Genomic DNA, 26184 nt, shown 5'->3' with positions numbered 1-26184 from the left:
GTCGAAGACGCGCCGATGGTTGGCGGTCGCGACACTGGGCCGAATGGCCGATGTGCCGGAAGATCTCGATGGCAGGGTGGATCTCCTAGGGGATCAACTCTCGGGGGAGTGCCGCCAATGGACCTGTCGCGCCGTGAACTGCTGACCCGCACCGGCCAGGCAGCCGCCGTCGCCACCGCCGCGTCCACGCTCACGATCGGCACGGCGCAGGCGCAGGCCGAATCCGCCGGCGTGAAGCTGACGCAGGGCACCAACATCTCGGTTTCCCGGTCCGCTGACGGGAAATGGCTGGCGATCGACCTCGTCACCGCGATCTGGGTGCTGCCGGCCACGGGTGGTACGGCGCGGAAGCTGACCGACGAGCTGCAGGACGCCACGTTGCCGTCGTTCGGGCCGGGCAACCAGATCGCGTTCCAGTCCTATCGAGACGGCAACTACCACCTCTACGTCATCGGCCTGGACGGCACGGGCCTGCGGCAGCTCACGCACGGCAAGTACGACCACCGCGAGCCCGCGTTCTCGCCGGACGGCACGAAAATCGCCTTCACCAGCGACCGCGCGGGGAGCTACGGCGTGCACGTCCTGGATGTCGCCTCCGGAGCCATCACGCAGCTGACCGGAGTCCCGGACGAGGCCGCGGCACCGCAGTGGTCCAAGGACGGCAAGCGGATCATCTTCATCACCGGCAACGCCGCCGTCGAGGTGGTGTCGCTGGACGGCAAGCGGGAGAAGCTCGTCACGGCGCCGACGGGCATGCAGCTGTTCGGTGCCGCGTTCGGTCCCGGCGGCCGGCCGAGCTACACGCAGATGCGACCAGGCCAAGCCGAGCTGATGCTCGGCACCACCGCCGTCGTCACCGGGCAGGACGTGTTCGGTTTCGCGCCGGTGTGGGATGGCGACCGCGTCCTGTACACCGCGGACGGCAGGATTCGCTGGCACGCCAACGGTTCCGTCACCGACATCCCGTTCGAGGCGACCGTCCCGGTGCGCAAGGTCGAGCGGCACCGCACGCGTAACCTCAGCGGTGGTCCGGTCAAGGGCATCGCGGGTCCGGTCGTCTCCAGGGACGGCACCAAGATCGCGTTCAGGGCGCTCAACTCGCTCTACCTGCTCGGCAACGGCAAGACCACGAAGCTCACCGACGGCAAGTACTTCGACTCCGACCCGGACTTCTCGCCGGACGGCACCAAGCTGATCTACGCCAGCGACCGCAGCGGCGTCGCGCAGCTGTGGGTGCGCGACCTGAACTCGGGCGAGGACAAGCTGTTCGCGCCTTCGCCAGGCGCGCAGACCACACCCCGCTTCTCCCCGGACGGCACCAAGGTCGCCTACGTGGACCACGACGGGCAGGTCTGGGTCGCCGACGCCACCGGTCGCCGCCAGATCACGCCGACGCTGTTCCAGCCGGGCAGGCCGACGTGGTCCGCCGACGGCACGGTCGTCGCGCTGGCCGCGGTGAAGCCGTTCTCCCGCCGGTTCCGCGAGGGCACCAGCCAGATCCTGAGCGTCGACCTCGCGAGCGGCGAGCTCAAGTACACCGAGCCCATGCCGTTCCGCTCCATCGCCACCCGCGGCGACGACGGCCCGGTGTGGTCCCCGGACGGCAAGCACATCGCGTTCGTCGTGGAAAGCGTCGCCTGGGTCGTTCCCGTCGACGCCAAGGGCGACTTCCAGGGCGAACCGCGCCAGGTCACCCGCGAAGTAACCGACTCGCTGGCGTGGCACGGCAACGACGCGTTGGTGTACCTGAACAACGGACGCCTCCGGAAGTCCACTCTGGACGGCAAGGCCTCCACGATCCGCGTGCACCTGAACTGGAGCAGGCCCAAGCCGCCGGAGCGCAAGGTCGTCCACGTCGGCGCCTACTGGGACGGCGAGGCGCAGAACCTCCGCCAGAACGTCGACATCGTCGTGGAAAACGGCCTTGTCCAGGAAATCCGCCCGCACCAGGGCCGCGCCGACGTCGACGCCTCGCGGCTGACCGCCATCCCCGGCCTGATCGACGCCCACAACCACTGGCACCTGCGCGGCCGCCAGTGGGGCGCGCGGCAGGGGAACGTGTGGCTGGCCTACGGCATCACGACGGTCCGCTCACCCGGCGACCCGGTCTACCAGATGGTGGAGACCCGCGAGGCCCTGGCGGCGGGAACCCTGACCGGACCGCGTTTCTACGCCACCGGCGAGGCCGTCGACGGCTCCCGCGTCTACTACAACTTCATGCGCCCCACCCTGTCGCGCGCCCAGCTGGACCTGGAACTGCGCCGCGCCCACGAGCTCGGCTACGACATGATCAAGACCTACGTCCGCCTGCCCGTCGAACTGCAGCGCGCGGCCGTCCAGCGCTCGAAGGTCCCGCTGTCGTCGCACTACCTCTACCCGGCCGCCAACCTCGGCATGGACGGCATGGAACACGTCGGCGCCACCAACCGCCTCGGCTACTCCCACACCGTCTCCCGCCAGGGCAAGGCTTACCAGGACGTGGTGTCGCTGTTCACCAGCTCCGGCATGTCCATGACCCCCACGCTCTTCCACAACCGGGCCCTGTTCGCCGAGGACAAGTCGCTGGCCACCGACGAACGCACGCGCGTCCTCTTCCCGCCGTGGGAGTACGAGCGCTACCTCGCCGACGCCGACAGCGGCGGCGCCGCCTCGTCCGCCTACGTCCTGCGCAACTGGGTGGAGTTCGCGCTGGCCGTGCACCGCGGCGGCGGCTTGGTCATCTGCGGCACCGACGCGCCGTTGGACGCTCCCGCCACCGCCACCCACATGAACCTCCGCGCGATGGTGAAATACGGCTTCACGCCACGGGAAGCGCTCATCACCGCCACCCGCAACCCGGCCCGCTGGCTGGGCCTGCCGCTCGGCGCGATCAAGCCGGGCGCACCCGCGGACATCTCGTTCGTCGAGGGCGACCCGCTCGCCGACATCAAGGCAGCCGCGAACGTCAAGCAGGTCATGGTCGGCGGACGCGTGCACCAGATCGCGGATCTCCTCGCGCCGTACGGGCAGCAGGCCAAGCTGGTGTCCACAACGGACGCTCTGGCGCCGCTGCCGTCGGCGGAGAACAAGCACTGGTGGCACGAGCCGGAGTGGGCGGAGCACGTCTGCTGCGACCACTGACGCCGGCGCTGAGCTACTCCGTTGGGGTGGCCGTCCTAGGTGTGTCGTAACGCTGTGTGCACATCCCTCGATCAGCGGAGACATGAGCACCCTGCCGCCTTCCGCCGTCGACAACGCCGACCTCTCGGAATATCGCGCCTACCTGCAGCGCGGGGAGACCAGGCTGTCGACCCTGCACCGCGTCGCAGGCGCGTTCATCAGCGGTGCGGGGCTGTTGACGCTGCTGCCGTTGCTGGTCGGCGGTACCTTCTCCGGGCTGTTGGCCTTGATCGTGTTCTACGAGGCGAACGGCCTGCCTTCGCCGGCGTCGGTGCAGCGGTGGCTCGCGCTGTTACCGGTCCTGGCGTCGGTCACGTTGCCGCTCGCCGCGTTGTACCTGTTGATCCAGGACCTGATCCTGTTCTACTTCACGGCTCGCACGTTCCGCAGGGACACCAACGGGTTGATCTACCCGCGGTTCGTGCTGTCGGGGATCATGGTGTCGGAGTCCTCCCTGCACGACGTCGGGGCACTGTTGCGGGCCAGGGACGACGAGTACGTGCGCAACCTGCTCGTGCCCAGCCCGTCCGCGCTGAGGCGGCGCATCCTCAAGGAAGCGCAGTCCATCGGCGACCTGCGCACGTCGACGATGAACGACCACGAGAACCTGCTCGCCGAGGAGCTGCGCGACTACGTGTTGCGGCAGACGGGTTCCCACGAGCGCAGCCTCGCGGAGGAAGCCGCCAAGATGGAGGCCTCGATCGCACGGCACCTGCGGTTCCTGCGCGGGTTGGTGCTGCGTTACGCGAAGGCCTTCCTGCTGACCATTGCCACGACCGTCGTTACGCTCGGCGCGAGCGGCGTTCTCACCCTGCTGCGGCCGATCGACGGCCGGCCGCTCGTCGGCGTCAGCGGCGAGTACGTGTGGCTCGCGACGCTGGCCATCTACGCGGCGTGGGCCCTGGTGTCGACGATCATCGTGCGGAAGCCGGTGATCTGGCTGTACGCGGATTCCAGCAACAGCAAGGTGAACAGGACACCGCAGTCCCTGCTGAACTTCGAGCGGTCCACGCTGGCGGTGTCGCTGTTCATCTCGGGGATCATCGGGCTGGACCTGTTCCTGGCCACCACGCCGCACGACGGTCCGGGGTGGATCGTGGCGATCGTGACAGGGGCGATCATCGTGACGACCATCGTCATGGCCGTGCGCGCCATCATCAGCGAGCGGTCGGCGGCACGGGCATGACCGCGGAGGAACAGGCGCGACTCGTCGCCACGCTGGCCAAGCGGGTCGAGGAGCTGCGCGGGCAGGTGGCGGCGCTGCAGCTGGAATACCGCCAGGCGGGCAACAACCTTGCCACGACGGTCGCCGACGACCTCACTGTCATCCGCGAGGCGAGGGAGGAATCCCAGCGGATCACCACGATCCTGCGTGGCACCGAGTTGTTCGGCCGCTACGCGCAGGACGCGGACCACCATCTCAAGGTGGCCAATCATTGGCGTGCGGCGGCTGTGGTGGTGTTGCTGCTCATGCCGGTCGTGGCGGTGGTGCTCGCCGTCTTCGTGCCGCTGGGCGCGGTGCCGTTGACGATCGCGCTCACCCCGTTGCTCACGCTGTTCATCTACGCGTCCGTGGAATCCCACAACCACCGCCGCCGTGAGTTCGATCGGCGCAGGATCGCTCTTCGCATGTCCGCCATCGAGGCGTTCACTCATCAGCGCAGGGAAAGCGGACAGGAGTCCGACCGCAGAACGGCCGAGAAGCTGATGGACGAGTTCGTGCGCAAGCACTTCATCCAGCCCGACCTGGATTCCAACGACATGTCCTACCTCGGCCCCCGGCGTGGCCCGGTGACGGTTCGCGGCCGTGACGACAAACGGCAGGCCGCGCCGTGACGACGAGCCTCAGCCCCGCCGCTGGCCCTGGTCGGCCGGCGCGCGGAGGTCCTCGAGCAGTTCCATCTGCCCGGTGATGACGCCGGTGAGGATCAGCCGCGCCACGGCGAGGAGCTCGGCGACGTGGGGGCTCGTCAGGGAGTAGTGGACGTTCGAGCCCTCTTTGCGGGTGGTGACGAGGCCGGCGCGGCGCAGCACGGCGAGGTGCTGCGAGAGGTTCGCTGCCTCGATGCCGATGTCGGGCAGCATCTCCGCCACCGAGTGCTCGCGCTGGCTGAGCAGTTCGAGCACGCGGATGCGCGCCGGGTGGCCCAGGGTTTTGAAGAACTCGGCCTTGACCTGGTAGAGGGGCCTGCTCACCGGAGCCACGTCCCGCGGATCGTCGTCATGCGTTGATCCTATGCCGGGATGCGTTCCCATGTGGTTGAGCAGTTGCTAACCTTAGTAAGTTCGCAAGTCCGGTCGTCTCGCGTCGCCCTGTGGGAGGCCGAGTGGGTGAGTTGACCACGGCCAGTGTGATGTGCCGGCGCGTCGTGACCGCGGCGCCGGACACGGTGTTCAGGGACCTCGTCGGGATGGTGCTCGCCTGCGAGGTGAGCATGGTGCCGGTGGTCGGCCCGGCCGGTCGTCCGCTGGGCGTGGTGTCCGAGACGGATCTGACCGCCAAGCTGGAGTTCCGCGGCGGCACCGCTTCGCCGCCGGTGCTCGCGGGTTCGGTCGTGCGGTCGCGGTGGCAGCGGTGCGGCGGCCTGCTGGCGAGCGAGCTCATGGTCGCTCCCGCGATCACGATCGGCGAGCAGGAGCCGTTGTGGTCGGCGCTGCGAGTGCTGACCGCGGCACGGGTGGATGCGGCGTGTGTGGTCAACGACAACGGCACGTTGATCGGTGTGCTGGCGCGCCGCGATGCGCTGCGGGTGTACCTGCGCGACGACGCGGCGATCCGTGCCGACCTCGAACGGGCGTTGGTCTCCTCGGACGTGCCGGTGGAGGTGCGGGTCGCGGGAGGGCTCGTGACGCTGGAAGGGACGCTGTGCCTGCGTAGTGCGACGGAACGCGCGGAGCGGATCGCGCGCGCCGTGGCCGGTGTCGTCGGAGTGCGCAACAACCTCGGGTTCGACGTCGACGACCTGATGATCACCGGTCTGTAGCCCGCGGGACGGCGGCCAGCGCCAGGGTGGCGGCGACGGCGACCTGTTCGACGAGCGACGCGTCCGGCTTCCGCGGCAGCAGAGCGCTTTCCGGGGCGGCCTGCGCCAGGGCGAGCGCGCAGTCGCGGTGCACGTCGAGAGTCGGCGTCGCGCCGGGACTGCGGGTGAGCGCCTGGAGCAGGCCGGGCAGGGCCAGCAGCGGGTCGCGGGCGGGATCGGGCACGATCACCGCCGGGACGTTGTGCCGCGGCCAGGCGTAGCGGCCTCCTCCGCCGACCAGGTTGATCACGGCGTCCGCTCCGCTCGCGACGCGCAGCAGCGGGTACGCCATGGCGTCGGAGGGGTTCCACGCGGTGATGTGGCCGATGCCGGCGATCAGCAACAGCTGGGTGAGCGACGGCATGGTGCGGGCGCCCGCGACGACAACCTGGCTCAGATGCGGTGCGCGGTCGGCCCGGCGGAGCGTCGTCAGCAGCGCGGCGGCCAGCGCGATGGCGGCCGTGTCGTGGTCGGTCACGACAGGGATGCCGCGCATGACCTCGCGGGCCATCAGCACTCGTTCGGGTTCTGCCCTGGCGAGGAACACCGCCCCGACGTCGGGTTCGACGCGGTGCAGGCCGTAGTCGGTGGCGATCACCCTGGTCGGCAGCCCGGCGAGCTCCTCGATCGCGTTCGCGTAGCGGCGCAACACCGCGGTGGTGGCGCCGATTCCGCCGACCACGGCCACAACCGGCGCGTTCACCGTCCGCTCTCCAGCGACTCCAGCTGGGTGGCGTCGATCCAGTCGTGGGTGTCGATGCCGTGCCGCTCCGCGAGGTCGAGCAGATCGCGGATCCTGGCGCTGTGCAGGTGCACCTCGTAGTCGTGACCGGCCTGCCTGGCCTCGGTCAGTGTCCGGCCGGCGTCGGTGACCTTGTCGCGCAATGCGGTTTCGAACTCGTTCATGTCAGATCCTCGGAGGAGACCCAGTCCTTCAGGACGGGGAGGAATCGGCTCCCTCTGGAGCAGGGCAGGAACAGCCGTGTCGCCGTCGGGGCGATATGGCGTTCACGAACCACCCACGTGGGACACGCGGTGGCTTGGGCAGCGGCAACCGGGCCAAGGCCCGCGTCAAGGTCGCCCGTGTGCAGGCCCGGATCGCCGACCGGCGCACGGACTTCCTGCACAAGGTCACTACTCGGCTCGTGCGTGAGAACTCGCTCGTGATCGAGGACCTGGCCGTGTCCAACATGGTCGGCAACCACCACCTGGCCCGCGCGATCAGCGACGCCGGCTGGCGGCAGTTCCGGCGGTTTCTGGAACACAAGGCGAGCTGGCACGGGCGGGACGTGATCGTGATCGATCGCTGGTTCCCGTCGTCCAAGCTGTGCTCGGCCTGTGGCGCGCTCGCGGCGGCGATGCCGTTGCACGTGCGGGCGTGGATCTGTGGCTGCGGTGCGGCCCATGACCGGGACGTGAACGCGGCACGCAAAATTCTGGCCGCCGGGCTGGCGGTGACAGTCTGTGGAGCCGGTGTAAGACCTCAACGGAACCCTCCGGGCGGGCAGTCGGTGACGAAGCAGAAAACCCTGCGGCGCGGCCGTAGGAATCCCCCTCGTTCATGAGGGAGAGGAAGTCAAGTCTCCTTCTCACAGGTCGTTTCCGGCGTAGGACAGGTTGAAGCTCTTGTTGGCCAGCGGGAAGTCCGGGACGATCGTGTCCGTCATGGCGACCGGCAGCGCCGGCCAGTTGAAGAAGCTCGGGTCGACGATCTTCACGCGGGTCAGGCGGCCGTCGGCTAGTTCCGCGCGGTGCACGACGGTGCCGCGCCAGCCCTCCACGATGCCCACGCCCGACCGCGTCCCGCTCGGTGCGACCGGGTCTTCCGCGCTCGCGCCGAGGCGATCGTCGAGGGTCGTGACGAGGTCGGTGACGAGTGCGATCGAGTCGGCGATCTCCTCTGCCCGCACCAGGAAGCGGGACAGGACGTCGCCGGTCGTGCGGCTGTGTTCGCGGCGGGGGTGTTGTCCCGGCAGGAACGGGTGGTCGTGCCGCGCGTCGACGGTCAACCCGCTGGCGCGGGCGACGTAGCCGAGGGTACCGAGGTCGGCGGCCTGGTCGTGGCTCAGGACGGCGGTGCCGGTGAAGCGGTCGGCCACGACCGAGTTGCCCAGGGCGAGCGCGACGATCTCGGCGACGTCGGCGCCGATGGCCGCGAGCCGGTCGGTGTCCGGCAGCGAGGTGAGGGCGGCTCCGCCGACGTGGACGGCTCCGCGCAGCAACCTGTGTCCCGTGACGGAGTCGTTGAGACGCAACAGGTTTTCCCGCACGCGCTGGGCGTGGGAGTTGAGGATTCCGTACGCGACGTCGTTGCACAGCGCGCCGATGTCGGCGATGTGGTTGTAGACGCGTTCGAGCTCCAGCAGGATCGCGCGGACGCGCTGGGCGTCCGGCGGCACGGCGATGCCCAGGGCGTCCTCGACCGCGAGGCAGTGGGCGAGGGCGTGCCCGACACTCGTGTCGCCGCTGACGCGTTCGGCGAGTTCGATGCCGCTCTCAGAGGAGCGTCCCTGGAAGAGCTTCTCCAGTCCTCTGTGGACGAACCACAGCCTCGCCTTGAGGTTGAGGACGGTCTCGCCCACCACGGAGAACCGGAAGTGGCCTGGGCCGATCATGCCCGCGTGCACCGGTCCGACCGGGATCTCGTACACCCCGGGCCCTTCGACCGTGCGGAACGGGAACGGGCCGTCGACGTCACCGAACTCCGGCGGCGCGCCGACGTCACGCCGCATCGGGTGCCAGCCGGCCGGCCAGTGGAAGTGGCGCACCAGCCGCTGGGGAAGCGGGTGTCCGGTCGGGACGATGCCGAACAGGTCGTGCATCTCCCGTTCGAACCGCCCGGCGGGGAACGACAGGTGCGCGAGGCTCGGCACGCACGGCGCCGCCAGGTCCAGCGGCACGTGCAGCTCGACGCGGCGGTCCGGCGAGGGTGCGGTGAACAGGTAGACCGCGCGGAGCCGATCGCCGTCATCGTGCCCGGCGGCGAGCGCCAGCCGGAAGCCCTGTCCCAGCAGGGATTCCGCCTGCACGGGCAGCTCGTCCGGCGTGATCATCCGGGTCATCGCGTCACCACCAGGAGGCTCGCCGCGTCGTGCAGCAGAGGTGAGAGCGGGCCGATCGCGACGCCGAGCGCGGCGCACACGGCCAGTCCCGCCACGAGAGTCATCGGCACGCTGCCCGTTGCCGGTTCCTGCGGTGGGCCGAGCAGCATCCGGCTGGTGCGGGTGACGAGCGCGGCGGCGATCACGAGCACCAGCGCGAACGCCGCGGCGGTGAACCAGCCCATCCCCGCCGCGAACCCGGCGCGGGCGATGCCGAGCTCACTCGCGAACAGGCTGAACGGTGGCAGCCCGATCAGCGCCAGTACGCCCGCGCCGAAACTCCCCGCCAGTGCCGGGCGGCTCGCCAGGAGTCCGCGCACGCCGTCGATGCGGCTCGTGCCGGTCGCCTGCAGGATCCGGCCGGAGCCGAGGAACAGCACGCCCTTGGCGAGGCCGTGCCCCGCGACGTGCAGCAGCGCGGCGGCCAGGGCGAGTGGCGTGCCGATCGCGGCGCCCAGCGCCACGAGCCCGAGGTGTTCGATGCTGGAGTAGGCGAGCATGCGTTTGTAGTCGCGGATCCCCAGCAGCAACGACGCCGCGATCGCGAGCGACGCCAGTGCCATCACCACCAGGACCGCTCGCGTGAACCCCGTGCCGAGCGCCACGTCCGCGATCACCTTGACCCGCAGGATCGCGTAGAACGCCACGGACAGCAGGACTCCTGACATCAGCGCCGACACGGGCGCGGGGGCCTGGGAGTGCGCGTCGGGCAGCCACGCGTGCAGCGGTGCGAGACCGGCCTTGGTCCCGAACCCGAGGAGCAGCAGCACGACGGCGATCCTGGTGACCGCGGGATCGAGACCGGACGCCGCGGCCGCCAGCCCGGCGAGGTCCAGCCCGGCCTCGTGTCCTGAGTGGACGGACGCGTGGTTCAGCACGATCGTGCCCATCAACGCCAGCGCGATACCGGCGGAGCAGATCACCACGTACTTCCACGCCGCTTCGACGGCTGCCCTGGTCCTGCGCTGCCCGACGAGGAACGCGGTCACGATGGTCGTCGCCTCGATCGCCACCCACAGCACGCCGAGGTCGGCGGCCGTGACGGCGAGTGTCATCGCGGCCAGGAACAGCTGCACCAGCAGGCTGTGCCGGGCAGCGGTCCGGGTGCTCGCGCGGCCGGCCGCGATCTCGGTCCGCAGGTGAGCGGGGGAGGCCGCGGTGGCGAGCAGACCCACGGCGCCGATCACCAGGAGCATGAACGCCGACAACGCGTCCACCCGCACCAGGCCGGCCGATGCCGTGCGCGGGAGGTCGCCCGCGGCGATCGCGATGGAGGAGGCCAGCATGACCGACGCCGAGGCGGTGCCGAGCCAGACCGTGGCGCGACGCCAGCCGAACACGGCATAGCCCGCCGCGCCGAGCAGCGGTACGAGCAGCGGAAGCAGGAGGATGGTCATCAGTCGCGCAGCTCCCGCAGGTCGTCGAGGTCGGTGTCGCCGAACGTCTCTCGAATCCGCACGGCGAGGATCTGCAGCACCAGCACCGCCAGCAGCACGTCGAGCGACACGCCCACCTCGACCACGAGACCGACCCCGGTGGTGGTCAGCAGGCCGAGCGCGGTGATCCCGTTGTCCATCAACAGGAAACCGACCACCTGCGACACCGCGTGCCGGCGGGTGACCAGGACGAAGAACCCGATCAGCACCACCGTCACGGCGATCGGGATCGCCTGGGCCGCCGGGCTCGGCGCCAGCGTCACCAGCGGCCGGGACACGGCGTGGGCGAGGAACGTGAGCACGGCGGCGGCGAGCAGCGAGGCAGCGACGTTCACGAGCGGCCTGGCCTCGCGCTGGGGTTCGCCTGCCGCGGCGAGGGTGCGGCGCAGCAGGTAGGGGAGCAGACCGGCGCGCAGGGCGAGCACACCCGCCGCGATTACCCACAGCTCACCGGACCGCTCGTGCGCGGCGAGCACGGCGACGAGCGCGGTCAGCGCCGCGCCCTGCAGAGCGAACACCCGCACGATCACGGAGAGATCCCGTCGCCACAGGATCAGCACCGCGGTCAGCAGCAGCGCGCCGCAGGTCAGGTCGAGCAGTTGCACGTACACGGTTTCAGTCATGAGTCACGCCAGGAAGTACGAGGCCGCGACGGCCAGCAGGGACAGCAGGAACGAGCCGGCCAGCAGCTCGGGTACGCGGAACAGCCGCAGCTTCGCCAGGAACACCTCGGCCGCGGCGAGGGCGGCACCGAGCACCCCGACCTTGAGCACCAGCGCGAGCACCCCCGCGAGCAGCGCCGCGGGGGTCGCCGTGGTCGCGATCCCCCACGGCACGAACAGATTCGCCAGCAGCCCGAGGAACACCGACAGCCGCATCGCCGACGCCAGCTCCACCAGTGCGAGGTCCGGTCCCGCGTACTCGAGCACCATCGCCTCGTGCACCATCGTCAGTTCCAGATGTGTCGAGGGGTTGTCCACGGGAATCCGCCCGTTCTCGGCGACGGTCGCGATCACCAGCGCCACCGCGGCCAGCAGGCTCACCGGGGAGATCACCCGGGACGGTTCCCGCACCATCGACGAGACGACGTCGCCGAGGTTGGTCGACCCGACCCGTGCCGACAACGCGAGGATGGCGACCAGCAACGTCGGCTCGACCAGAGCCAGGATCGTGACCTCCCGGCTCGCTCCCATCCCGCCGAAAGCAGTGCCCGTGTCGAGACCCGCGAGCGCCAGCGCGACCGCGCCCACCGCGAGCAGCGCCACGACCACGAACAGGTCGGCCACCGGGTTCAGCACGGACGCGACCGTGACGAACGGCGCCACGACCGTGATCACCAGGGTCGTCGCCACCAGCACCAGCGGCGCCACCCGGAACACCTCGCTCGTGCCGCGTGGTGCGATGCGCTCCTTGCCGAACAGCTTGCGCAGGTCGCGCCACGGCTGCCGGATTCCCGGCCCGGCCCTGCCCTCCAGCCGGGCGCGGACCTGCCGCATGACCCCGACCAGCACGGGCGCTCCCGCCACGATCAGCACCGGCTGCACCACCGCTCCGGCCAGCCCGAGCGCGGTCATCGCGTCACCGCCAGGAGCAGCAGCGCGGCGCACAACGTGTAGAAGCCGTAGCCCAGGTAGCGGTGCACGCTGCCGGTCGCGAGCGAGCGTCCTGCCCTGCCCCACGCCCGCGTCGCGGCGAGCACCGGCGCGTACAGCCGCCGTTCCACCCGGTCCGGGACGGAACGGCGGAACTCCACGGCCCGCACGAGGTACCGCGACTCCTCGTGGTGTGTCACGTGCACGTCCAGCTCCGGCTGCACCACGTCGTCGAACACCCGTTGCAACGGCTCGGCGAACGACGTCGCCGTGTACTCCATCCGCGCGGACATCGGTCCACCGCCGCAGTCCCACAACCGCGCGTCGCGCCGGGTCCGCCGCGCGACGACGCCGCGCACCCCGGCCGCCACGACGACCACCGCGACAACGAGCCACAACGTCAGCAGCAACGGCGACAGCGACCCGGTGACACCGGTCAGTCGCAGCGTCACCAAGCCGGTCGTGGCACCACCGGCGACGGCCGGGAGCACCAACGACGGCAGCAACGCGAGCACCACGCATCCCAGCGCGGCGATCGCCATCCCCGCCCGCATCCCGTACGGCACCTCCCGCGCGTTCGCTGCGGCCTCGCTGCGCGGTTTGGCCAGGAACCCCACCCCGAACGCCTTCACGAACGTCACCACCGCGAGTCCCGCGGTCAGGGCGACCGCCGCCACCGCCACCGGCAGGGCGATCGCGGTGTCCACACCGGACGGTGGCAGGCCGTGGACCAACGCCTGCAGCAACAACCACTCGGACACGAACGCCGTGCCGGGAGGCAACGCCGACGCCGCCAGTGCTCCCACTCCGAACAGCGCCGTCGTCACCGGCATCGTCCGGCGCAGACCGCCCAGCGCGTCGAGGTCACGTGTGCCGGTGCCGTGCAGCACCGCACCGGCCGCGAGGAACAACAACGTCTTGAACGCCGCGTGGTTCACCACGTGCAGCAGTGCCGCCGCCGTGGCCAGACCCGCCAGCACGGGGTTGCCGGAAGCCGTGAACAACCCGGCCGCGCCGACACCGACGAGCACCAGCCCCATGTTCTCCGTGGTGGACTGGCCCAGCAGCCGTTTGAGGTCGGTGCTCATCGCCGCCTGCAGAATCCCGTGCACCGCGGACAGCGCACCCAGCGCGAGCACCAGCAGCCACCACCACCGCGGCCCGCCGCCGAGCAGGTCGAACCCGACTCGCACCAGGCCGTACACACCCAGGTTCACCATCGCCGCCGACATCAACGCGGACACGTGACTCGGCGCCTCCGGGTGCGCCCGCGGCAACCACGCGTGCAGGGGCACGATGCCCGCCTTGGACGCGAAACCGGCCAGCGTCAGCACGAACACCGTCGCGGACACCGCCGGCGACAACCGCGCCTCCCGCAGCGCCGCGAACGAGTCCGCCGGCGCGTGCGCCGCGAACACCATCAGTCCACAGAGGATCGACACGAACCCCAGGTGCGTCATCACCGCGTACCAGCGGCCCGCCGACGTGACCTCGGCCCGCGACCGGTTCTCGCCGATCACCAGCAGCAGCGAGAACAGCGCCATCAGTTCCCAGCACACCAGCAACGTGCCCACGCTCGCCGCCGCGGGCACGAGCAACATCGCCAGCACGAACATCGGCAACACCGCCGACGCCTTGCCGTAGGAGGTCGCGTACACGCCGGCCGCCACCGCGACACCGCCGGTCACCGCGACGAACAACCCACCCAGCGCGTCGAGCGTGAACGACACCCCGGACAGCGGTAACAGTCCTGGCAGCACAAGGGAGAACGAGTGCCCGGACACCGCCGCGACTCCCGCAGCCAGCCCGGCCGCACCCGTGAGCGCGGTACCCGCACCCACGACCACCCGCCTCGGCACGACGATCGCGGCCACGGCGGTCGCGAGCGCCAGCGCCACCGCCGCACCGAACGTCACCTGCGCGGGGTTCACCGGCCGGTCAGCTTCCGCAGCCCGTCGACGATCGCCTCCGGCCGCGGCGGGCACCCGGCGATCTCGACGTCCACCGGCACCACGTCCCGCACCGCGCCCACCGCGCCGTACGCACCCGCGAACGCCCCGCAGTTGCGCGCGCAGTCGCCCACCGCCACAACCACCTTCGGTGCCGGCACCGCATCGAACGTCCGCAACAACGGCTCGGCCATGTTCCGCGTCACCACGCCCGTCACCAGCAGCGCGTCCGCGTGCCGCGGCGAGGCGACCAGCCGCGCCCCGTACCGCTCGGCGTCGTACACGGGCCCGAACGCGGCCCCGATCTCGATCTCGCAGCCGTTGCACGATCCGGCGTCCACGTGCCGGATCTGCACGGAACCGCCCAACGCGCCGGCGGCAGGCAACTGCTCGGCCGGCGCGGGCGGGGCGGGCTCGGCCACCCGGCCGGTCCGGCGGATCATGCGCCACAGGTTCAGCACGTCGGGCTCCCGGTTGGCGTTCGTCGAGTAAGGGGAAAGCGGTCTGCCTCCGAGGGGAGTCGAGGCAGGCCGCGGGTCAGTCGCGCAGCGGCGGGGGCGTGCGGAGGTCCTCGAGCAGCTCGACCTGGCCGGCGATCACCACGGACAGGATCTGCCGCGCGACGGTCAGCAGCGTCGCCACGTGAGGGCTGGTCAGCGCGTAGTACGCGGTCGAGCCCTCCTTGCGGGTGCTCACCAGCCCGGCCCGGCGCAGCACCGCGAGCTGCTGCGACAGGTTGGCCGGCTCGATGCCCACCTCCGGCACCAGTTCCGCCACCGCGCGTTCGCGCGCGCTCAGCAGTTCCAGCACCCGGATCCGCGCCGGGTGACCCAGCGTCTTGAAGAACTCGGCTTTGAGCAGGTACAGGGGCTCGCTCACGTTCGCCTCCCTCTCCTGCTCTTGCGCGACTACGAGGTTCACCAGTTGCTAATGTTAGCAAGTCTGAATGCCGTTGAACGAGAGAGGCCCATGAACCTGCGAGGAACGAGGCCCAACCCGCTTCAGTGGCTGTGGTACGCGGTCGGTGGCCGGTTGCCGCAGCGCTGCAACCGGTGGGTGCTGCACGACGTCACCTGCCGCGCCTGGGCCGTGCGGCACTTCGTGCGCGGGCTCGTGCAGATGTCGCCGCTGGCGCTGCTGCTCCTGCTGCCGGGGCCGCTGCTGGTCAGAGTGCTGTCGATCCTGCTCGGCCTGATGGTCGGGTACTTCTACTCGATGACCTACATGTGGCACACGACCGAAGAACGCCTGGTCAAGCAGGGGTACGAGCGTGGGCTCGGGGAGCAGACCCGGCAGGCCAGGTATGCGGAGCAGCACGCTCGCGCGAAGGAGGCCTACGACCGGATCTACCGCAACGTGTCGTGATCGCAGCCGGGCGGAAGTCCGAGCTTCTCCTTGAACTCGACCACGTCGAACGCGGCCGCGTCGGTCTTGCACATCGCCGTGTGCCGCTGCGAGTCGAGGTCCTTGATCGACAACGGGGAGAGCGACCACGCCAGGGGTGCCTGCAGGCCGGGGGAGACCTCCGGCCGGATGGCGAGGAAGCTGCCGGGGAACGTCGCCTCGGCGCGTTGCTCGGCGCCGATGTCGTCGAGCTCGTCCGGCAGGCCGCGCGTTGTCGGCGGGATGTAGAGCTCCTGGATCCGGCCGTCCGCTCTGGGTGTGGCGATCGGCAGGTAGTGGTTGTCGAGCACCAGGAAGTACGGCTTGACGGTCCGTGTCGACGTGCTGTTGTGCAGCGCGACCTTCGGTTCCAGCTTCCGCCAGAGTTCGAGCATCGCGTCAATGCCCGTGTTGTCGGCGTAGCCGCCGTCGACGACACCGATCGCGATGTCGTCGTCGGAACAGCGGTACATCCGGCCGGACGGCGAGATGTACGGGAACCGGGCGGAGAGCAGTGCGGCCGTCGAGCGCCGCAGGCCGCCCAGCACCGTGCTGTCCTCTGCGCACAGGTAGTCGAGCACGTCGCTGGTCATCGGGGCGCCGGTGTGGCCGGTCACGCTGTTGCACGCCTGGCCGGCCGTGGCGAGCCGCACGGGGGAAATGGCGATGCGGCAGCCTGTTTCGACCTGCGTCCCGGTCAGCACGAGCAGCGGACGTTCGCCGCCGTTGCCGTAGACGCCGCTGAAGAAGCTGGAGTGCAAGCCGTTCACCCGGCGGCCGATGCCGTCTTCCAGAATGGCTGCCCGATCGGGCCCGCCGAAGCCGACGTAGGCGCGGGCCAGGTCCACCGAGAGCATCCACGCGAGCGGCTGCGTCAACGGATCGGACTCGGCGAACGGGCCGGAGTACCAGGTCGCGTTGTCCTTCACCGCGCCGTCGAGGGTGGCGACCCACGCCGTGTTGCCGAGGCTTCCGCCGGAAGCGCCGCCGAGCGCGAACACCGCGGCCGCGGGATTTCCGCCGCAGCCGCCGCCCAGCTTCGTGCCGAACAGCTCGGTGAGCGTGGACGCGGTCCAGTACGCGGCACGCTGCCCTCCGCCAGGACTGCTGACGAGGACCAGCGGGATTTCTCCGGTCTCCTTGCTGTCCGCGCAGTTCGCGGCTTTCCAGGCCGTCCAGGCCTGGTCGAGGTCGACGCCGCTCGACGACGGTGAGGCGTCGTTCGTGCGGCGGGCGTCGTGGGCGGAACCGTCGGCCGTCAGGCTGCACACACCGAGGATCGCGGCCAGCAGCAGCACGACGGGCATCCGGGAGAAGCCCAGCACCAGCAACCCCTTCGGCACCGGCCACCGCTCCGAGAACCGTTGCGCCACCGTCAGTCCACTGAGGAACAACGTGAGAAACATCGCGAGCACGACCAGGGAGGGGATCGGCAGCCGGTCGGTCACCGTCGACAACACCGCGATCCCGATGATGATGGCCACGCCCGCGACCAGCACGGCGGGGAACTTGGCAGCGAGCCAGCAGAGGAACGCGCCGATCGCGATGCCGGTCAGCAGGATGCCCGATACCCACCCGATGACATGCCGGCTGATCGTGTTCTCTTCCACCACGAACAACACCGGTGTGTAGGCCTTCACCGTTCCGAGCAGCAATGCCAGCAGAGGCGCACAGGTGAGCACGACTGCGAGCGCGCGGATCATCGGCACGTCGAGTGGGTCGGGATCACCCGCGTCCTGCAGCCGGTTCTGCTGGGCTGCCGCCGCCGCGGTCGCGGAGCTCACAGTGGACTCGTTGCGCCAGAGCAGTTCGAGCAGCAGGATCAGGACGAGCACACCGACGATCCCCCACAGGGGGTGCAGCTTGAACCCGACGGCGAGTCCGGCGAGCATCACGCACGTGATGGCGACCGTCAGCCGCAGGGCCTTCTGCCGATTCTCGAGCGTGACCGGATCCGTGTCCTCCTGGTAGGACTCGATCAGCAGGCTGTGCACCGACCTGCCCGCCGCGAAACCGAGCACGCAGGTGGCGGCAACGACGCCAACGCCGCTCCAGAAGTTCCCGTACCACTGGCGGATCAGGTCGTTGACCTGGCCGGTGGGTTCCAGCACCACGAGCCCGGCGAAGAGGGCTACCGCGACCGTGGCGAGCCTGGCGCGCCAGACCACCTTGGCGAGCCGCCACGCCCTTCCCCGCAGCACCGCCCAGAGGTCAGGTGATCGCAGGCACTCCGCGAGGATCCCCGCGACGACGAGCACCAGCAGCCACTTCACGGCGGTGACGCAGAACGAAGTCCAGATCAACTCCTTCGGCACGCCGGAACGCGCGCGGTGGAACATCCAGTACCGCAACGAGTTCTCGACGAGATCGACTCCGGGGAGGATGAGCAGCAGCCGCAGTCGCCGCCACCCTTTGAGCATCGTCAGCGTTCCGAGCCACGTCCGCCTGGCCGGTGGGAAGAGCTGGAGGGTCAGGCGGGCGGCGCTCCACAACAGATAGAGGATCGCCGTGTACAGGACCATGTACACCAGGTCCGCGAAGAAGTACGCCGTCATGACGTTGCCGACGATGTCGTGCATCTTGTCGTCGTAGGTCCAGGCCTTCAGGATCGACTGCGTGTCCACCACGATGCCGGTCGGCGGCAGCCGCCATGCCAGGGACTCCACCCCGCCTGCCTGCTCCGTCGAGACCTGCACCGAGGCGAGCAGCGAGTTCATCGCATCCATCGCCACGAGCACCCAGGACGCCGCGAGCACCAGCAGAACCAGCACCACGGCTGCCATCAACGCCACCATGATCACCACGGGCGGCCTCCCTCCGTACCTGAGGAAGATCTGTGCCCGAAACGTCGCGGCCGTGCCACCTGGTGTGACTGGAGCAGTGGAAGTTCACCCGTTTGACGTACCTCGGCCGCCGCGTGTAAATGGTCTGCGGGTGATCGACGGGTCGTGACACGATCGTGCCATGACGGACTTCGCGACTCCCGAACAGATCGCCCACCGCACCGACGCGGCCAGGACAGCCGCCGTGGCAGCGGGCCGCGACCTCGGGCTCGAGATCACCGAGGGCAAGGTGCTCTACGAACTGTTCTCCGTCGTGGTCCACCTCGCCCCGGCGCCGGTCGTCGCCCGCATCCCGACGGTCCTGCCGCACACCGCCACGCCGCAGGACCTGGCCCGGCGCCAGCAGCAGGAGCTCGACGTGGCGCAGTGGCTGCACGACCAGGGCACGCCGGTGATCGCGCCCAGCCCGCTCGTGCCCCGCAAGCCGGTGCGGCGGGACGGGTTCTCGATCACGTTCTGGCCGTTCACCGAGGAGGACAAGGACCGAGAACCCGACTACGTCAGGAACTCCGAGCTGACCGCCGACCTGCACAGGGCGCTGCGGGACTACCCCGGAGAGCTGGGCTTCCTGTCCTCCGCGGAGCCCCGGTTCGTGACGGAAGGCCTCGACCGGCTCGAGCCGGACGTCGTCGACCCGGCCGATGTCCAGCGCGCCAAGCAGGAGTGGCAGGTCCTGCAACCGCTCGTCAGCGACGAAAGCGAGTTCCGGAAAGCGTTTCCCGGTGTCGACCTGCAGCCGATCCACGGCGACTCGCCGCCCGCCAACATCTTCGCGAGCACGAACGGGCCGTTGTTCTCCGACTTCGAGCTCGTCACCAAGGGACCGGTCGAGTGGGACCTCGGCGGCCTCGGCCCTGAGCTCGAAGCCGCCTACGCCCGCGGTGCCGCCAGGAACGGCCTGAGGCCGCTGAACCGGGAGGTCCTGAGGTTCGTGAACGCGGTCGGCGCGATCCGGGTGCTGGCCTATCTCTCGTGCGCCGACCAGTTGCCCGCCATGGTCGAGTTCATGAAGCCGTTCATCAACCAGTGGCGGGACACCGAGCCCTATGCGTGAGCGGCTGCCCGATCTCCCAGCCAGGCCACGATCTCCTCGGCGGGCAACGGCTCGCTGAGGAAGTAGCCCTGGACGACGTCGCAGCCAGCCTCGGCCAGCGCCGTCCAGGTGTCCTGGTCCTCCACGCCCTCGGCGACGGCCTGCAGACCGAAGTTGCGGGCCAGGGCGACCAGGGCGTGCACGATCGCGCTGTCGCCGGCGTCGGTGCACATGTGCGTGACGAACGAACGGTCGAGCTTCATCTCATGCACGCGCATGCTGCGCAGGTAGGAGATCGAGGAGTAGCCGGTGCCGAAGTCGTCGATGGACAGCCGGACGCCGAGCTCGGTCAGGCCGCGCAGCACGTCCACCGCGCGGTCGGGGTCGGAGATGATCGCCGACTCGGTGATCTCCAGGGTCAGCAGGCGTGCGGGCAGGCCGTGCCGCTTGATCAGGTCGGCGACGTCGCCGGGGAACTCGGTGTGCAGCAGGCAGGCCGCGCCCACGTTGACCGAGACGGGCACCTCCCAGCCCGCGTCGGACCACGCCCGGCACTGCCGCAGCGCCGCGTCGATGACGTAGCGGGTGAGCGGCTCGATGAGGCCGTTCTCCTCGGCGATCGGGATGAACTCGTCGGGTCTCACCAGGCCGCGCGTCGGGTGCTGCCAGCGGGCCAGGGCCTCGACGCCGCACACCGCGCCCGTGTTGGCCAGGGCCTTGGGCTGGTAGTGCAGGAAGAGCTCGCCGCGGTCGATCGCGTGCCGCAACTCGGTGACGGCGGTGAGCTGCGAGGCGCCGCGTTCGTGCAGACGTGCGTCGTAGACGGCCACACCGGACTTCTCGCGCTTCGCCGCGTACATCGCGATGTCCGCGTGCCGCAGCAGCTCGTGGCCGTCGATCGAGTCCGCCGGGCACAACGCCACACCGACGCTGCCCGCGATCTCGAGTTCCAGACCCTCCAGGGTGACCGGCATGGCCAGCGCCGACAGGATCTTCTCGGCGACCATGCGGGCGTTGTCGGCCGAGCCAACGCCGGGCAGCAGCACCGCGAACTCGTCGCCGCCCAGGCGTGCCACCAGATCCGTGTCGCGCACGGCCCACGACAGGCGGTTGGCCACCTGGCGCAGCAGCAGGTCGCCGGAGTGGTGGCCGAGCGAGTCGTTGACCTCCTTGAACCGGTCGAGGTCCACGATCAGCAACGCCAGCGGCTCGTTCTTCTTGCACGCCTTGGCGACGGCCGTCTCCATGCGGCGCGCGAGCAGCGTGCGGTTGGCCAGGCCCGTCAGGGCGTCGTGGTGGGCCTCGTGCTCGTTCTTGGCGGCCTGGCGCAGGATCTTGCGGCGGTGGCCGAGCAGCACCATGCCGAACAGCGCCACGAGGAACGCGTCCAGCACGAACGCGATGATCTGAGCCACCCGCAGCTGCGAGTTCCTCTCGTCGGCGGCCCGCAGGTACTCGGTGACCTCCAGCCGCTTCGAGCTGAGCGTCGAGGCGATCTGGCGGCGCAACGACGAGTGCGCGAGGTTCGCCTGGCCCGCCTGCAGCGTGTCCCCGCCGGCGACCACCTTGCGCAGCATGTCCGCGGTCTGGTCGTAGAGGGGCAGCAGCCTGGTGGCTTCCGTGATGTCATCGGGCTGCCCGCTGGCGCGCAGCCACTCCAGGTCGCCCCGTGCCGAGCCGATCGAGTTGCGCAACGGGTCGATGGTCTGCGGTGTGCGGGCGACCTGCAGGTCGCGCAGCGCGTTGTCGGAGATGTTGATGTGCTGCATCACACGGCTCCACCGCTCGCTGGAGTCGTTGATCTGCCGCACGTGCGCGGTCGTCGCCTGCGCGCTGACGCTGCTCCACAGCGCCAGCCCCGCCAGGACCAGCAGCCCGGCCGTCAGCCCCGCCGTCGCCACCCGTGCGGTGGCGCGGCCTTCCCAAAAGCTCACCGTGCCTGCTCCAACGGTCGCACCCAGCTCGCCGGGTCCTCGACGAAGCTGTCGATCTGCGGCTGGAAGAACTCCTTGCGAGCCCTCTCGGACTCCTGCCGGTGCAGGATCTGGTCGAGGTTCGCGGTGGTCACCGTCAGCCCCGGCGTCTCGATCCAGCCCTCCGGCAACGGGGCCGCACCCGTCGCGTGCCGTGCGAGCAGCCAGCCCGCGACGGCGCCCTTGAGGTAGTGCTCAGGCGAGATCGTCGCCACCATGGCGCCGTCCCGCACCGCCTGCAACGTTCTCGGGTCGACCCCGAAACCGCCCACCAGCCACCTCGCCGACTTCTCGGTCTTCAACGCGGCCAGATTGACCCCGTCGCAGTCACCGGTCCCAACGAACGCCAGTGCGTCCGGGTTCGCGGCGACGAGCCGGCGCCACGCGTCACGATTCGCATCATCGTCACGTTGCGTGTCGAACGGCCCCAGCACCAGTACTCCCGGTAGCTTCTCGGCGAATCGCCCTCGAATGCCTTCTGCCCGGTCGTCGAACCCGGCGAGCCCCGGCGAGGTGTTTCCCAGCACCACTGTTCCGGTCGCGTCCGAGGGCAATCGGCGCATCAACTCGTCTGCCAGCTTTTCGCCGAGTTCGTAGTTGTCGTTACCGATGTGCAGTTTCACGCCGGAACTCGCGGTGAGTCGCATGTCGACACCGACGACGGCGACGTGCTGGGCCAGCGCCTCACCGATGGCGGGCGCCATCAGCGCGGGTTCGGACGTGGCGACCGCGATTCCGCCTTTCGCGGCGAGCGTCAAATCGGCGAACAACTCGACTTCCTTGTGCCCGTCCTGGCCGGGTGGCCCGGTCACGGTGGCGCTGACGCCGCCGACGCGCCAGACGCCTTCGTGGAACCCGCTGGTCATCTCCTGCGCGAACGAGCCACCGGTGCGTTTGACGACGAAACCCACGTGCGGCAGCGCATCGGACTTCGCGGCGCCACCGCACCCGGATAAGACCACCAGACCCAGCACCAGCGCCGCAGCTCGCATGCATGACCTCGGGCTCGCTCGACGTTTGATCCAGAGCGGCCCGATGCTACATCGGCTGGTGCCAAATCGGGATGACGCCTCCCAACACCGGGAAGCGCTTTCACGTTACCGAACCGTCAGGACGGCTCGTAACCCAGGTTGGGGCGCAACCACTGCTCGACCTCGGCGACGGACTTGCCATACCGGCGTGCGTAGTCCACGACCTGGTCGCGGCCGAGACGCCCGACGGTGAAGTACTTCGCGTCCGGGTGCTGGAAGATCAGGCCGCTCACGCTCGCCGCCGGGGTCATCGCGAACGACTCGGTGAGCCCGACGCCGATTTCCTCCGCCCCGAGCAGGTCGAACAGTTCACGCTTGACCGTGTGGTCAGGGCAGGCCGGGTAGCCGAGCGCGGGCCGGATGCCGCGGAACCGTTCCGCGTGCAGGTCCTCGAGCAGCGGCTCGGCGTCCGGCTCGAACCAGTCGCGGCGGGCCCGCAGGTGGATCCACTCGGCGAACGCCTCGGCGAGCCGGTCGGCCAGCGCTTTCACCATGATGGCCCGGTAGTCGTCGTGCTTGGCCTCGTACTCCGCCGCCAGCTTCTCGGCCCCCAGGATCGTCACGGCGAAACCGCCGATGTGATCTCCTTGTGGCGCCACGTAATCCGACAACGAGCGGTTCGGGCGCGACACCTGCTTCTGCGTCTGCTGGCGCAGCATCGGGATCAGCACACCGTTGTCGAGCTGGATGTCGTCACCGGCGGAATGCGCGGGCCAGAACCCGTACACGCCCTTTGCCTCGAACAGGCCCTTCTCGATGATTTCGTCCAGCAACGCGGTCGCGTCGTCGAACAGCTCGCGGGCGACCGGCTGGTCGAGGATCGCGGGGAACTTGCCTTTGAGCTCCCAGGCGAGGAACAGGAACGTCCAGTCGATGAACTCGCGCAGTTCCGTCAACGAGGGCGACATCACACGCGTGCCGGTGAATGCGGGCGTCGGCAATTCGGCGAAATCGACCTTTTCCGCGTTCGCGCGCGCGGCTTCCAGGCTCAGCAACGGCAGCTGCTTGCGGTTTTCGTGCTGTTCCCGCAGCCGTGCCTGCTCTGCCCGGTTCGCGATGTTGAGCTCGTGTCCGCGCCGGTCGTCGAGCAGGTCGGAGACGACGCCGACGACCCGTGACGCGTCGAGCACGTGGATGACCGGCTCGTCGTAGACCGGGGCGATCTTCACGGCGGTGTGCTGGCGGGACGTGGTGGCGCCGCCGATCAGCAGCGGCAGCTTCATGCCGCGCCGCTGCATCTCCTCCGCGACCGAGACCATCTCGTCGAGCGACGGCGTGATCAGCCCGGACAGGCCGATGACGTCGGCGTGCTCGCGGATCGCGGTGTCGAGGATCTGCGCGGCCGGCACCATCACGCCGAGGTCGATCACCTCGTAGTTGTTGCACCCCAGCACCACGCCGACGATGTTCTTGCCGATGTCGTGCACGTCGCCCTTGACCGTGGCGAGCACGACCTTGCCGTTGCCGCCGGCCGTCGACTTGGGCTCCGCGTCCATGAACGGCTCCAGGTACGCGACCGCGCGTTTCATCACGCGGGCGCTCTTCACCACCTGGGGCAGGAACATCTTGCCCGCGCCGAACAGGTCGCCGACGACCTTCATGCCGTCCATCAGCGGACCCTCGATCACGTCGAGCGCTCGCGGGAGGGCGAGGCGGGCTTCCTCGGTGTCCTCTTCGATGAAGTCGACGACGCCGTGCAGGATCGCGTGCTCCAGCCGCTTGGCGACCGGGGCCTCGCGCCACGACAGGTCCACGACCCGCTTCTGGCCGGGGCCCTTGACGGTCTCGGCGTGCGCGACGAGCCGGTCGGTGGCGTCCTCGCGGCGGTTGAAGATGACGTCCTCGACCAGTTCCAGCAGCTCCGGCTGGATGTCCTGGTAGACGACGAGCTGGCCGGCGTTGACGATGCCCATGTCCAGACCGGCCTTGACGGCGTGGAACAGAAACGCCGAGTGCATGGCCTCGCGGACGACGTCGTTGCCGCGGAACGAGAACGACAGGTTCGAGATGCCGCCGCTGGTGCGTGCGCCCGGACAGCGCTGCTTGATCAGCGGCAACGCGTCGATGAACGCCTTGGCGTAGCCGTTGTGCTCCTCGATGCCGGTGGCGACGGCGAGCACGTTCGGGTCGAAGATGATGTCCTCTGCCGGGAAACCGACCTCCCGCGTCAGCAGGTCGTACGCGCGGGCGCAGATCTCGACCTTGCGCTCTGTCGTGTCGGCCTGGCCCTGCTCGTCGAACGCCATCACGACCACACCCGCGCCGTACTCGCGGATCGTGCGCGCCTGCTCGAGGAACGGGCCCTCGCCCTCCTTGAGGCTGATCGAGTTGACGACACCCTTGCCCTGCACGCACTTGAGGCCCGCCTGCAGCACACCCCAGCGCGAGCTGTCGATCATCACCGGGATGCGGGCGATCTCCGGCTCGGTCGCGATCAGGTTCAGGAACGTCGTCATCGCCTGCTCGCCGTCGAGCAGGTCGGCGTCCATGTTGACGTCCAGCAGGTTCGCGCCGCCGCGCACCTGGTCGAGCGCCACCGCGAGCGCCGCCTGGTGGTCGTCGGCCTCGATCAGCCTGCGGAACTTCGCTGAGCCGGTGACGTTGGTGCGCTCACCGATCATCACGAAGCCGGTGTCGGCGCCGATCTCGAACGTCTCCAGGCCGCTGAACCTGGTGGTGTTGCGGGACTTCACCACCTCGCGCGGGGTGGTGTCGCGCACCGCCTCCGCGATCGCCCTGATGTGCGCGGGAGTGGTGCCGCAGCAGCCGCCGACGATGTTGACGATGCCCTTGCCGGAGAAGTCCTGCAGCAGCGTGGCGGTCTCGTCCGGCGTCTGGTCGTAGCCGCCGAAGGCGTTGGGCAGGCCGGCGTTCGGGTGGCAGGCGACGTAGGTGTCCGCGAGCCGCGCCAGGTCCGTGACGTGCGGGCGCATCTCCTCGGCACCGAGCGAGCAGTTGACGCCGACGACCAGCGGCTTCGCGTGTTCGACGGAGTTCCAGAACGCCTCGACCGTCTGGCCCGACAGCGTGCGGCCGGACAGGTCGACGATCGTCACCGAGATCCACAGCGGCAGGTCGGGAGCGACCTCCTGGGCGGCCGTGATGGCGGCCTTGGCGTTCAGCGTGTCGAAGATCGTCTCGATGAGCAGCAGGTCGACGCCGCCCTCGTGCAGCGCGGCGATCTGCTCGGCGTAGGAGGCCTTGACCTCGTCGAACGTGACGGCGCGGAACGCGGGGTCCTCGACCTTGGGGGACAGGGACAGCGTCACGTTGAGCGGCCCGACCGACCCGGCCACGTACTTCCCGCCGAACTCGTCCGTGGCCTGCCGCGCGAGCCGCGCTCCAGCGACGTTCATGTCGTGGACGCGGTGCTGGAGGCCGTAGTCGGCCTGGCCGATGGACGTGGCGGTGAACGTGTTGGTGGTCGTGATGTCCGCGCCCGCCGCGAGGTACTGCCGGTGCACGTCGAGCACCAGGTCCGGCCGCGTGAGGTTGAGCAGGTCCGGGTCGCCCGTGACGTCCATGTGGTGGTCGGCGAACTCGGGACCGCGGTAGTCGGAGGGAGCGAGTTCTGCCTGCTGGAACATGGTGCCCCAGGCGCCGTCGAGCACGGCGATCCGCTGGTTCAGCAGGGACTTGAGACCATCCACGCGCGCTCCCG

Annotated in this window: 21 protein-coding genes; 7 read left to right on the top strand and 14 right to left on the bottom strand. The window is 69.7% G+C overall.

Annotation, left to right across the window (positions count from 1 at the left end):
* Positions 1-117 precede the first annotated feature (117 nt).
* From JOD27_RS40795 to JOD27_RS40785, 3 genes are all read left to right on the top strand, one after another.
* The gene (locus JOD27_RS40795; protein WP_204767739.1) at positions 118-3120 is read left to right on the top strand and encodes an amidohydrolase family protein; all 3003 of its coding nucleotides are present in this window, start codon (positions 118-120) and stop codon (positions 3118-3120) included.
* Positions 3121-3202: 82 nt separating this feature from the next.
* Positions 3203-4345 (top strand): hypothetical protein, encoded by a 1143-nt coding sequence (locus JOD27_RS40790; RefSeq protein WP_204767738.1) that lies wholly within the window; start codon positions 3203-3205, stop codon positions 4343-4345.
* On the top strand, positions 4342-4995 hold the full coding sequence (locus JOD27_RS40785) for a hypothetical protein (RefSeq protein WP_204767737.1): 654 nt from the start codon (positions 4342-4344) through the stop codon (positions 4993-4995). The genes JOD27_RS40790 and JOD27_RS40785 overlap by 4 nt, the downstream gene beginning before the upstream one ends.
* A gap of 9 nt (positions 4996-5004) precedes the next feature.
* On the opposite strand, the gene JOD27_RS40780 is transcribed toward JOD27_RS40785, so the two are convergent.
* On the bottom strand, positions 5005-5355 hold the full coding sequence (locus JOD27_RS40780; protein ID WP_204767736.1) for an ArsR/SmtB family transcription factor: 351 nt from the start codon (positions 5353-5355) through the stop codon (positions 5005-5007).
* Positions 5356-5486: 131 nt separating this feature from the next.
* On the opposite strand from JOD27_RS40780, the gene JOD27_RS40775 reads away from it, so the two are divergent.
* A complete protein-coding gene (locus JOD27_RS40775; RefSeq protein WP_204767735.1) occupies positions 5487-6143 on the top strand; it encodes a CBS domain-containing protein in 657 nt (218 codons plus the stop codon).
* On the opposite strand, the gene JOD27_RS40770 is transcribed toward JOD27_RS40775, so the two are convergent.
* Together JOD27_RS40770 and JOD27_RS40765 are read right to left on the bottom strand one after the other, a co-directional pair.
* A complete protein-coding gene (locus JOD27_RS40770) occupies positions 6130-6885 on the bottom strand; it encodes a hypothetical protein (protein ID WP_204767734.1) in 756 nt (251 codons plus the stop codon). The genes JOD27_RS40775 and JOD27_RS40770 overlap by 14 nt on opposite strands.
* Entirely contained in the window at positions 6882-7088 is a 207-nt protein-coding gene (locus tag JOD27_RS40765; RefSeq protein ID WP_204767733.1) for a hypothetical protein, read from the bottom strand. The genes JOD27_RS40770 and JOD27_RS40765 overlap by 4 nt, the downstream gene beginning before the upstream one ends.
* A 134-nt stretch (positions 7089-7222) precedes the next feature.
* Between JOD27_RS40765 and JOD27_RS45595 the strand changes: the two genes are divergently transcribed.
* Positions 7223-7747: an RNA-guided endonuclease InsQ/TnpB family protein gene (locus JOD27_RS45595; protein WP_239571274.1), complete on the top strand. Its 525-nt coding sequence runs from the start codon at positions 7223-7225 to the stop codon at positions 7745-7747.
* A 24-nt stretch (positions 7748-7771) separates the two neighbouring features.
* Here the strand turns inward: JOD27_RS45595 and JOD27_RS40745 are convergent, their stop codons facing one another.
* The 7 genes from JOD27_RS40745 to JOD27_RS40715 all read right to left on the bottom strand — a co-directional run bounded on the left by JOD27_RS40745 (position 7772) and on the right by JOD27_RS40715 (position 15139).
* On the bottom strand, positions 7772-9244 hold the full coding sequence (locus tag JOD27_RS40745; protein ID WP_204767732.1) for a hydrogenase large subunit: 1473 nt from the start codon (positions 9242-9244) through the stop codon (positions 7772-7774).
* A complete protein-coding gene (locus JOD27_RS40740) occupies positions 9241-10680 on the bottom strand; it encodes a proton-conducting transporter transmembrane domain-containing protein (RefSeq protein WP_204767731.1) in 1440 nt (479 codons plus the stop codon). Before JOD27_RS40740 ends, JOD27_RS40745 begins: the two co-directional genes overlap by 4 nt.
* Positions 10680-11342, bottom strand: coding sequence for a hypothetical protein (locus tag JOD27_RS40735; protein ID WP_204767730.1), 663 nt, complete (start codon positions 11340-11342; stop codon positions 10680-10682). Before JOD27_RS40735 ends, JOD27_RS40740 begins: the two co-directional genes overlap by 1 nt.
* A gap of 3 nt (positions 11343-11345) precedes the next feature.
* The gene (locus JOD27_RS40730) at positions 11346-12293 is read right to left on the bottom strand and encodes a respiratory chain complex I subunit 1 family protein (protein ID WP_204767729.1); all 948 of its coding nucleotides are present in this window, start codon (positions 12291-12293) and stop codon (positions 11346-11348) included.
* Complete coding sequence (locus tag JOD27_RS40725) at positions 12290-14242, bottom strand: proton-conducting transporter transmembrane domain-containing protein (RefSeq protein WP_204767728.1); 1953 nt, start codon at positions 14240-14242, stop codon at positions 12290-12292. The genes JOD27_RS40730 and JOD27_RS40725 overlap by 4 nt, the downstream gene beginning before the upstream one ends.
* The gene (locus JOD27_RS40720; protein ID WP_204767727.1) at positions 14239-14721 is read right to left on the bottom strand and encodes an NADH-quinone oxidoreductase subunit B family protein; all 483 of its coding nucleotides are present in this window, start codon (positions 14719-14721) and stop codon (positions 14239-14241) included. The genes JOD27_RS40725 and JOD27_RS40720 overlap by 4 nt, the downstream gene beginning before the upstream one ends.
* Positions 14722-14797: 76 nt before the next feature.
* Positions 14798-15139, bottom strand: a complete 342-nt coding sequence (locus tag JOD27_RS40715; protein ID WP_204767726.1) for an ArsR/SmtB family transcription factor — start codon at positions 15137-15139, stop codon at positions 14798-14800.
* A 90-nt stretch (positions 15140-15229) separates the two neighbouring features.
* On the opposite strand from JOD27_RS40715, the gene JOD27_RS40710 reads away from it, so the two are divergent.
* The gene (locus JOD27_RS40710) at positions 15230-15625 is read left to right on the top strand and encodes a DUF5313 family protein (RefSeq protein WP_239571272.1); all 396 of its coding nucleotides are present in this window, start codon (positions 15230-15232) and stop codon (positions 15623-15625) included.
* Here JOD27_RS40710 and JOD27_RS40705 read toward each other — a convergent pair.
* Positions 15607-18447: a hypothetical protein gene (locus JOD27_RS40705; protein ID WP_204767724.1), complete on the bottom strand. Its 2841-nt coding sequence runs from the start codon at positions 18445-18447 to the stop codon at positions 15607-15609. The two genes, JOD27_RS40710 and JOD27_RS40705, sit on opposite strands and share 19 nt — an antisense overlap.
* Positions 18448-18607: 160 nt before the next feature.
* Between JOD27_RS40705 and JOD27_RS40700 the strand changes: the two genes are divergently transcribed.
* A complete protein-coding gene (locus JOD27_RS40700) occupies positions 18608-19540 on the top strand; it encodes an aminoglycoside phosphotransferase family protein (protein WP_204767723.1) in 933 nt (310 codons plus the stop codon).
* Here JOD27_RS40700 and JOD27_RS40695 read toward each other — a convergent pair.
* The 3 genes from JOD27_RS40695 to metH all read right to left on the bottom strand — a co-directional run bounded on the left by JOD27_RS40695 (position 19531) and on the right by metH (position 26173).
* On the bottom strand, positions 19531-21453 hold the full coding sequence (locus JOD27_RS40695; protein ID WP_204767722.1) for a putative bifunctional diguanylate cyclase/phosphodiesterase: 1923 nt from the start codon (positions 21451-21453) through the stop codon (positions 19531-19533). The two genes, JOD27_RS40700 and JOD27_RS40695, sit on opposite strands and share 10 nt — an antisense overlap.
* Complete coding sequence (locus JOD27_RS40690; protein ID WP_204767721.1) at positions 21450-22484, bottom strand: sugar ABC transporter substrate-binding protein; 1035 nt, start codon at positions 22482-22484, stop codon at positions 21450-21452. Before JOD27_RS40690 ends, JOD27_RS40695 begins: the two co-directional genes overlap by 4 nt.
* 116 nt (positions 22485-22600) lie before the next feature.
* The gene (gene metH, locus JOD27_RS40685; protein WP_204767720.1) at positions 22601-26173 is read right to left on the bottom strand and encodes a methionine synthase; all 3573 of its coding nucleotides are present in this window, start codon (positions 26171-26173) and stop codon (positions 22601-22603) included.
* Positions 26174-26184: the final 11 nt, after the last annotated feature.

Origin of the sequence: Lentzea nigeriaca (assembly GCF_016907955.1) — a bacterium.
Taxonomy (GTDB): domain Bacteria; phylum Actinomycetota; class Actinomycetes; order Mycobacteriales; family Pseudonocardiaceae; genus Lentzea; species Lentzea nigeriaca.
This window is presented reverse-complemented; position numbering and strand designations above follow the sequence as displayed.

Coding starts and splice junctions, on each gene's coding strand:
- JOD27_RS40795 (WP_204767739.1), top strand. CDS start 118: ATGGACCTGTCGCGCCGTGAACTGCTGACCCGCACCGGCCAGGCAGCC.
- JOD27_RS40730 (WP_204767729.1), bottom strand. CDS start 12,293: ATGACCGCGCTCGGGCTGGCCGGAGCGGTGGTGCAGCCGGTGCTGATC.
- JOD27_RS40700 (WP_204767723.1), top strand. CDS start 18,608: ATGACGGACTTCGCGACTCCCGAACAGATCGCCCACCGCACCGACGCG.
- JOD27_RS40785 (WP_204767737.1), top strand. CDS start 4,342: ATGACCGCGGAGGAACAGGCGCGACTCGTCGCCACGCTGGCCAAGCGG.
- JOD27_RS40740 (WP_204767731.1), bottom strand. CDS start 10,680: ATGACCATCCTCCTGCTTCCGCTGCTCGTACCGCTGCTCGGCGCGGCG.
- JOD27_RS40710 (WP_239571272.1), top strand. CDS start 15,230: ATGAACCTGCGAGGAACGAGGCCCAACCCGCTTCAGTGGCTGTGGTAC.
- JOD27_RS40765 (WP_204767733.1), bottom strand. CDS start 7,088: ATGAACGAGTTCGAAACCGCATTGCGCGACAAGGTCACCGACGCCGGC.
- JOD27_RS40745 (WP_204767732.1), bottom strand. CDS start 9,244: ATGACCCGGATGATCACGCCGGACGAGCTGCCCGTGCAGGCGGAATCC.
- JOD27_RS40735 (WP_204767730.1), bottom strand. CDS start 11,342: ATGACTGAAACCGTGTACGTGCAACTGCTCGACCTGACCTGCGGCGCG.
- JOD27_RS40790 (WP_204767738.1), top strand. CDS start 3,203: ATGAGCACCCTGCCGCCTTCCGCCGTCGACAACGCCGACCTCTCGGAA.
- JOD27_RS40690 (WP_204767721.1), bottom strand. CDS start 22,484: ATGCGAGCTGCGGCGCTGGTGCTGGGTCTGGTGGTCTTATCCGGGTGC.